Consider the following 7,739-nt stretch of genomic DNA (forward strand, 5'->3'; position numbering starts at 1 on the left):
CAGGTGAAATTAGACGCGTTACTAAAATCGAACAGCGCTTGCAAGAAGCGGCGAAGTTAGGGTTTAACCGAGCGATTATCCCAGCGTCAAACTTAGCTGGACTTACTCCTGTTGATATTGAGGTAGTCGGAGCAAGAACGTTAAAAGATGCAATGAAAGAAATTTACAAATAGAAAGGAAGGAAGACGAATGTTAAGAGGATTATTAACACTCGTCTACTTTCTTACCGGAGTCACACTCGGAATATGGTGTTTCCATTCGACGGACTTTCCAGTACCAAGTGCAATCCACAACGTATTTTTCTATGGTGCGATTGGCGGGGTACTATTTTTAGCTTTAACATTTTGGACGATGCCATATTTTGTGCGCGGATTAAAGAAAGTAGAGCGAAAACTATTATCTAGAAACATTACGGAAATATTCTTTGCAACAATTGGTATGCTACTTGGATTATTGTTTACTGTTTTTATTACGTTATTAACGAACATGTTAGACATACCTGTTGTCCGTGAAGTCATTCCACTAATTTCAGCAGTCGTCCTCGGTTATCTAGGCTATCAACTCGGCTTAAAAAAGACGACAGAGATTCTCGAGTTATTTAACCGAGCACCTAAAAATTTAACAAAAAAACTACTCGATACGAGTGCAATTATCGATGGACGTGTGTTAGACGTTTTAAAAAGCGGATTTTTAGAAGGCGAAATTATTATTCCGCAATTCGTGCTAGACGAACTACAATTAATTGCAGATTCTACCGATCATTTAAAGCGAGATAAAGGACAACACGGTCTCGACATTTTAAACGCGCTTCAAAAACAATCGGACGCCGTTAAAGTAAAAACGGTCAAATACGATAAGTTAGATGTGGACCAGCAGCTCATTGAACTCGCTAAAGAAGAAAATGCTGCAATTATTACGACAGACTATAATTTAAATCGTGTAGCACAAGTCCATAAAGTGACAGTATTAAACGTGAACGAATTAACTGAGGCGGTGCAGTTAAACATCCATCAAGGTGACACGTTCGAGATTTTAATTACAAAATCAGGTAAAGAAGACAACCAAGGTGTTGGATACTTAACCGACGGCACGATGGTTGTTTTAGATTCAGGAGAATCTTTTATTAACGAAACGGTACTCGTTGAAGTAACATCGATACTTCAAACCCATTCTGGGAGAATAATATTTACAAAACTTGGAGAGAAATAATGCAGTATTCAGCAGTGATTCCAGCAGCAGGGATCGGAAAACGTATGGGACTTGGCTTTAATAAGATAAAATACGAAATTGACGGCCAATCGATCATTCATCGCACAGTCGACATATTCAACCAAGATCCAGACTGTAAAGAAATTATTATCGCAACTGGAAAAGAAGACATCGAAGAATTGAACGAAGAGTTAAAAGACGTCAAAAAAGTAAAACGCATCGTACTCGGCGGTAAAGAGCGTCAACACTCGATATATAACGCGCTTTTACACGTCGATGCGGATTACGTATTTGTACATGACGCTGCACGCCCATTTTTAGACATGGGTACTTTATCACGCTTAAAGACGGCGGTCGTGGAAAAGAACGCAGTCATTTGTGGTGTCAAAGCAAAAAACACGATGAAGACAGTCATCGACGGAAAGGTTAAGGCAACAATTAACCGAGAGACGACGTTCGAGGTGCACACGCCACAAGCTTTTTGTTATAATTTATTAATGGATGCACATGAGTACGCGATTGAAAACGACTTAGCAGTTACGGATGACGCGATGATGGTCGAGGCGTACGGACATGATGTTTTTATGGTAGATTCGTCGTATAATAACATTAAAATTACGACGGTAGAAGATTTAGTACTCGGAGAATCGATATTAAGGAGTCGAGAAAGATGAGAATCGGTCACGGTTATGATGTTCATCAGTTAAAAAAGGGACGACCATTAATTATCGGTGGTCTTGAAATCGAGCATGAAGAAGGATTAGACGGTCATAGTGACGCAGACGTACTTCTTCATACGATTGCAGACTCGATTTTAGGTGCACTCGCACTTGGTGATATTGGAAAATTTTTCCCGGACAATGATCCAAAATATAAAGACATAGATTCACAAGTATTATTAAGTGAAGTCGTGTCAAAAATGACAGAAAAAGGTTACGAGGTCGGTAATGTTGACGCAGTGATTATCGCTGAGGCACCGAAGTTTCGTCCGTATATCGATGACATTCGACAAAACGTCGCGCGACTACTCGACACAACGATCGACAACGTAAACGTAAAAGCAACAACACATGAAAAACTCGGCGCATTAGGTCGAAAAGAAGGCATCGCGAGTGAAGCGGTGATTTTATTAAAAAGAAAGAAGGCAAACAATGAGTAAAGTAAGAGTAAGATATGCCCCAAGTCCAACAGGTTACCTACATATCGGTAACGCAAGAAGTGCACTATTTAACTATCTATTCGCACGTCACTACGGTGGGGAGTTCATCATCCGTATTGAAGATACAGATAAAGCACGTCACGTCGACGAAGGTGAATCTTCACAGTTAAATTATTTAAAATGGCTCGGGCTCGACTGGGATGAGTCAGTCGACGTCGGTGGTGAGTTTGGACCATACCGTCAATCTGAACGTAACCATATTTATAAACCTTATATCGAAAAGCTACTCGCTGAAGACAAAGCGTATCGTTGCTATATGACAGCAGAAGAGTTAGAAGAAGAACGCGAAACACAACTTAAAAACGGTAAGCAACCGATGTATAGCGGTAAGCACGCGAACTTATCAAAAGAAGAAGAAGAAGCATTTATCGCTGAAGGTAGAGAACCATCGATTCGTATTCGCGTACCAAAAGATAAAACATACACGTTCAACGACATGGTAAAAGGTGAATTATCCTTTGACTCAAACGGTATTGGAGACTGGGTCATCGTTAAAAAAGACGGTACACCAACATACAACTTTGCCGTCGCAATTGATGACCATGAAATGGCAATCACACACGTATTACGTGGAGATGATCACATTTCAAACACACCACGCCAATTAATGGTTTACGAAGCGCTTGGATTAGAGCCACCACAATTTGGTCATATGACGTTAATCGTAAACGAAGAACGTAAAAAGTTATCAAAACGCGACAGCGGTATTTTACAATTCATCGAAGACTATGAAGCACTTGGCTATTTACCAGAAGCATTATTTAACTTCATCGCTTTACTCGGATGGACACCAGGTGGAGAAGAAGAGCTATTCACAAAAGAAGAGTTCATTGAATTATTTACAGAAGAACGTTTATCAAAATCACCAGCATTCTTTGACAAAGTAAAATTAGAATGGGTAAACAACCAGTACATGAAACAAAAAGATATCGACAAAGTATTTGAGCTTGCATTACCATTCTTAGTTGAAGCAGGTCGCGTAAAAGAAGACGCTTCAGAAGAAGAATTAGAATGGGCAAAATCACTCGTTCAGTTATATCAACCACAAATGAGTTACGCAGCTGAAATCGTCGAGTTATCTGAGCAATTCTTTAAAGAAGACGTTTCGTATGATGAAGCGGCAAAAGAAGTGTTAGCTGGTGAACAAGTCCCTGAATTAATGGATGCGTTAAAAGCAACATTCGCAAACTTAGAAGATTTCACAGCAGACAACATTAAAAAAGCGATCAAATCAGTGCAAAAAGAAACAGGAATCAAAGGTAAAAACTTATTCATGCCAATTCGCGTAGCGACAACAGGCGAAACGAGAGGACCAGAATTACCAAACGCATTAGAACTCCTCAGTAAAGAGACAGTACTCGCACGCATTGAAAACGTCATTCAAAGTCTTTAAGATTGAAAACAACTAAAAATCGTTATATAATTCACTTGTTGTTATCAGTATTTAAATAACGTGAAAACAGAGATTGCCTGGTCGGTGCGAAGGCAACACTATTATTTAAAGAAATGCATAAATTTTAAAGTGAATAAAAGATAAAAATCAGAGTGGAACCGTGCAACGCACCTCTGTCCGTATTAGGGCAGAGGTGTTTTTAATTGCGACAGGTGGTAAAGTTTAATGGGATTGTCGATCGCGAGGTAAAGCGCAGGTTTTTGTTCAGCAATTGGATTGTTGGCGGGGCGCTGGTGCGTAGCAGTGCCGTTTATTTAACAGATTGTTGCTGAATCTGTTAGATATCTCCGGATAATTAACAAAAACAAGATGAAACACCCGAAATATGTTAGATAAAAAATTATAATTAACAAAAATCGGGTCACGCGAACGAAATTTGTTAAATAAATCCAGATATCTAACAAAATCCCGATATTTTTGTTAAATAAAATCGTGAGAACGGGTATAACTATCTTATAAGAGTAAAAACTCAAAAAGACGCCAACTCTTACCTGATTGCACCCACGCCAAACCCCACTCACAAAAGGAGAGACAATGTTTAAAAGAATAAAAGAAGATATTGATATGGTGCTTGAACTTGATCCAGCAGCGACGAGTCGGACGATGGTTTTTCTGACGTACTCTGGAATGCACGCTGTCTGGGGTCACTTGATTGCTCATTGGTTTTATAAGCACCGGATGTTTTTAATCGCGCGTATCATTTCGCAAACGATTCGATTTTTCACAGGCATTGAGATTCACCCTGGCGCGACGATTGGTAGGAGGCTTTTCATCGACCATGGAATGGGGATTGTCATCGGTGAAACGACAACGATTGGAGACGATGTTACGTTATACCAAGGTGTCACGCTCGGTGGTACCGGTAAAGAAAAGGGTAAACGTCACCCGACTATTGAAGATAAAGTACTCGTCGCAACCGGCGCGCAGGTGCTTGGTAATATAACAATAGGCGAAGGCACGAATATTGGTGCGAACTCAGTCGTCTTAAAAAATGTGCCGTCGTACTCAACGGTCGTCGGGATTCCAGGACATATCGTTAGACGTCACGGCAAACGTGTACCAACAGACACGCTTAACCATAACAACTTACCAGATCCGATATTAAATAAAATTTTAGAATTAGAAAAAGAAATCACTCAATTTAAAGAAAAAGAGAGGAATGAGGTTAAAGATGGTTCACATATATAACACACTCACACGTCAAAAAGAAAAGTTTGTTCCAATTGAAGAAGGTAAAGTAAAAATGTACGTCTGCGGACCGACGGTGTATAACTATATCCACATCGGTAACGCACGTCCAGCAATCGTATTTGACACAGTACGTCGCTACTTAGAATACCGTGGGTACGATGTCACGTTCGTATCGAACTTCACTGACGTTGATGACAAACTCATTAATGCGTCAAAAGAAACAGGTCAAACAGTTCCAGAAATCGCAGACAAATTTATCGCAGCATACTTTGAAGATACAGGTGCATTAAACGTCAAAAAAGCAGACGTCCACCCGAGAGTTATGGATCATATGGACGACATCATCGCATTCATTGAAACGTTAATCGATAAAGGACATGCTTACGAGCGAGACGGAGACGTATACTTTAAAACACGTTCATACGACGGTTACGGGCAGTTATCTAAACAGTCAATCGACGATTTAAAAGTCGGTGCGCGTATCCAGCAAGGTGAAAGTAAAGACGATCCACTTGATTTCGCGTTATGGAAACACGAAAAAGAAGATGAAATTAGCTGGGATAGTCCGTGGGGTAAAGGACGTCCAGGTTGGCATATCGAATGCTCGGTAATGGCGACAAAACATTTAGGCAAGACGATGGATATTCATGCGGGGGGACAAGACTTAACGTTCCCGCACCACGAAAACGAAATCGCTCAATCTGAATCTTGCACAGACGAAACGTTCGCAAATTACTGGATGCATAACGGCTACATCAATATCGACAACGAAAAGATGTCAAAATCACTCGGGAACTTTATCACTGTGCACGATATTTTAAAAGAACTCGATCCGAACATTTTACGATTCTTTATGCTAAGCGTGCATTACCGTGGACCAATTAACTTTAACCGTGAACTCGTCGACTCAGCAGCTGCTGGCTTAGACAGAATTTTAACAGCATACAATACTGCAGTAGAACGTAGAGAACACGCAATTAGTACAGAATTAGACGATAAAGAACTAGACTTCGTCAAAGAAAATATAAATATGTTTGAAGAAGCGATGGACGACGACTTCAATACAGCAAACGCAATTACAGCGTGGCACGAACTTGCGACGCGCCTAAATAAATATATGCGCCGTGACGCAACGAACAAAGACATCCTTGACGCGTATATCAACGCATACGACGCTTATAGTAACGTTCTTGGTATTACACTTGAACAAGAAGAAGTACTATTAGACGAACGAATCGAAGCATTAATCGAAGAACGTGAAGCAGCACGTAAAGAGAAAGATTTTGCCCGTGCAGATGAAATTCGTGACACACTTCATGAAAAAGGCATTATTTTAGAAGATACAAAAGACGGAGTGAAATTCCGCCGTGGATAATTTATATGAAATTCACGACTTAACAAAAGCATACGTCGGTGACGCAGTTTACAGTATGTATGTCCGTAAACATATTGTGAAATCGTCACCTCGTATTCGAGCAAATGACGCGCATCAACTCGGCACGACGTTTGAAAAGGCGACGAGTCAGTCAAAAGCGTTACAGGCACTCGAAGATATATTAACGGATGAAGAAAAAGAAATCGTCAGACGTGCAAAAAATAAAAAGAGTAATACGAAAGCAAAGAGCGCAACGAGCAAAGAGTATCAAGAAGCAACAGGGTTAGAAGCCCTCGTTGGAGTTTTATATTTAAACGAAAAGTACGATAGGCTCGATGCGCTTTTTGAAATTATAGTGCGAGGTGAGTATTTATGAGTGAATCCGTTCTTGCAGGACGTCATGCAGTTAAAGAGGCGTTACAAGGTAATCGTGATTTAAACAAGATTTTAATTCAAGATAGTATTGAAAAGCATCAAATTAACGATATTTTAAAGCTTGCAAAGAAAAACAAAGTCGTCGTTCAAACAGTTCCTAAAAGTAAATTAGAATCGTTTACGAATGAACGCCATCAAGGTATTATCGCGTTTATCAGTGCATATAAATATATGCCGTTAGACACTCTCATTCAAAACGTCGAAGGAAAGAAAGCCAATCTACTCTTACTCGACGGCTTAGAAGATCCACATAATTTAGGAAGTATATTACGTACAGCGGACGCTACAGGATTTGATGCGGTAATTATTCCGAATAGACGTAGTGTACAAATTACAGATACAGTCGCACGCGTGTCAGTTGGTGCGGTCGAACACGTCCCAGTCGTACGCGTAACAAACGTCAACCAAGCGATCGACAAACTAAAAGACGCAGGGTTTTGGACGGTCGGTACGACGATGGATGCGCCGATGGACTATAGAGAATACCCGGCAGACATTAATACGGTACTTATTATCGGAAATGAAGGGGACGGCATTAGTAAAAAGACGTTAGAAAAATGTGATTTTACTGTAACGATTCCGATGGTCGGTAAAATATCGAGTTTAAACGCCTCGGTATCCGCAGGTATTTTAATGTACGAAGTGTACCGTAAACAACACCCGTTAAAAGAGTAGCGTCATGAAAAGAAGACAAAAAATCATGTTAGTCGACGGGTACAATTTGATCGGGGCCAATAAACGACTTACCGAAGAGAGTCGGTTAAGTTTAGAATATGCACGCGAAGAATTACTTACGATATTAAGTGAATATCAAGCCGTATCAAAGTACGACGTCATTTGTGTATTCGATGCGTACG

9 protein-coding genes are annotated in these 7,739 nt (G+C 40.3%); all 9 read left to right on the forward strand.

From position 1 onward, the window contains the following. Window positions 1–189 precede the first annotated feature (189 nt). Window positions 190–1,209 carry a PIN/TRAM domain-containing protein gene (locus HMPREF3029_RS08650; protein ID WP_070458390.1) on the forward strand — a complete coding sequence of 340 codons (1,020 nt, stop codon included), beginning with the start codon at window positions 190–192 and terminating at the stop codon, window positions 1,207–1,209. Next, a complete protein-coding gene (gene ispD, locus HMPREF3029_RS08655) occupies window positions 1,209–1,883 on the forward strand; it encodes a 2-C-methyl-D-erythritol 4-phosphate cytidylyltransferase (protein ID WP_070710426.1) in 675 nt (224 codons plus the stop codon). Before HMPREF3029_RS08650 ends, ispD begins: the two co-directional genes overlap by 1 nt. Continuing rightward, entirely contained in the window at window positions 1,880–2,368 is a 489-nt protein-coding gene (gene ispF / locus HMPREF3029_RS08660; RefSeq protein ID WP_070710428.1) for a 2-C-methyl-D-erythritol 2,4-cyclodiphosphate synthase, read from the forward strand. Before ispD ends, ispF begins: the two co-directional genes overlap by 4 nt. Next, entirely contained in the window at window positions 2,361–3,821 is a 1,461-nt protein-coding gene (gene gltX, locus HMPREF3029_RS08665; protein WP_070710430.1) for a glutamate--tRNA ligase, read from the forward strand. Before ispF ends, gltX begins: the two co-directional genes overlap by 8 nt. A 594-nt stretch (window positions 3,822–4,415) precedes the next feature. After that, window positions 4,416–5,069 (forward strand): serine O-acetyltransferase, encoded by a 654-nt coding sequence (gene cysE, locus HMPREF3029_RS08670; RefSeq protein ID WP_068129492.1) that lies wholly within the window; start codon window positions 4,416–4,418, stop codon window positions 5,067–5,069. Further along, on the forward strand, window positions 5,053–6,447 hold the full coding sequence (gene cysS / locus HMPREF3029_RS08675; RefSeq protein ID WP_070710432.1) for a cysteine--tRNA ligase: 1,395 nt from the start codon (window positions 5,053–5,055) through the stop codon (window positions 6,445–6,447). The genes cysE and cysS overlap by 17 nt, the downstream gene beginning before the upstream one ends. After that, window positions 6,440–6,823 carry a Mini-ribonuclease 3 gene (locus HMPREF3029_RS08680; RefSeq protein ID WP_068129494.1) on the forward strand — a complete coding sequence of 128 codons (384 nt, stop codon included), beginning with the start codon at window positions 6,440–6,442 and terminating at the stop codon, window positions 6,821–6,823. The genes cysS and HMPREF3029_RS08680 overlap by 8 nt, the downstream gene beginning before the upstream one ends. Next, window positions 6,820–7,557 carry a 23S rRNA (guanosine(2251)-2'-O)-methyltransferase RlmB gene (gene rlmB / locus HMPREF3029_RS08685; RefSeq protein WP_070710434.1) on the forward strand — a complete coding sequence of 246 codons (738 nt, stop codon included), beginning with the start codon at window positions 6,820–6,822 and terminating at the stop codon, window positions 7,555–7,557. The genes HMPREF3029_RS08680 and rlmB overlap by 4 nt, the downstream gene beginning before the upstream one ends. A 25-nt stretch (window positions 7,558–7,582) precedes the next feature. Further along, window positions 7,583–7,739: NYN domain-containing protein (locus tag HMPREF3029_RS09170; protein ID WP_246830719.1), on the forward strand; the 157-nt coding region annotated here is incomplete at its 3' end.

The sequence above is a fragment of the Nosocomiicoccus sp. HMSC059G07 genome, from assembly GCF_001815515.1.
Classification (GTDB): Bacteria; Bacillota; Bacilli; order Staphylococcales; family Salinicoccaceae; genus Nosocomiicoccus; species Nosocomiicoccus ampullae_A.